The organism is Bradyrhizobium sp. P2_E8 (assembly GCF_056403875.1).
In genome coordinates this window covers 1-689 of sequence record NZ_JBFUES010001808.1, presented here as the reverse complement: position 1 = coordinate 689, position 689 = coordinate 1, and the positions used below count along the sequence as shown (strand labels likewise).

The window sequence follows — 689 nt, the reverse complement described above, 5'->3', positions numbered from 1 at the left end:
CCGTGATGTATCTTGAAGGCTCGGACCAGCATCGCGGCTGGTTCCACTCCTCGCTGCTGGAAAGCTGCGGCACGCGGGGCCGCGCGCCCTACGACATCGTGCTGACCCACGGCTTCACCCAGGCCGAGGACGGCCGCAAGATGTCGAAGTCACTCGGCAACACGATCGAGCCGCAGGCCGTCATCAAGGAATCCGGCGCCGACATCTTGCGGCTTTGGGTTGCCGCCTGCGACTACACCGACGACCAGCGCATCGGCCCCGAGATCCTGAAGAACACGGTCGAGACCTACCGCAAGCTGCGCAACACCATCCGCTGGATGCTCGGCACGCTGCATCATTACAAGCCGGCTGACGCGGTTCCGCCGGCCGAGATGCCCGAGCTCGAGCGGCTGATGCTGCACGAGCTCGCGATGCGCGCCGAGCTGATCGGCAAGGCGYACGAGACGTTCGACTTCAAGAACGTGGTGGCGACGCTGTCCGCGTTCCTGAACAGCGAGCTCTCGGCGTTCTACTTCGACATCCGCAAGGACACGCTCTATTGCGATCCGCCGTCCTCGCCGACGCGCAAGGCGGCGCTGACCACGATCGATCTGTTGTGCTCTTCGATCCTGAAATGGCTGGCGCCGATCCTCAGCTTCACTGCGGAGGAAGCCTGGCGCATGTACCGGCCGGATGCGGAGCCTTCAGTG

At 64.4% G+C, this 689-nt stretch carries 1 protein-coding gene; it reads left to right on the top strand.

The features are described from left to right. Positions 1 to 689 (top strand): class I tRNA ligase family protein (locus tag AC1D00_RS44040; protein ID WP_477015063.1); only part of this gene is annotated, 689 nt, incomplete at both ends.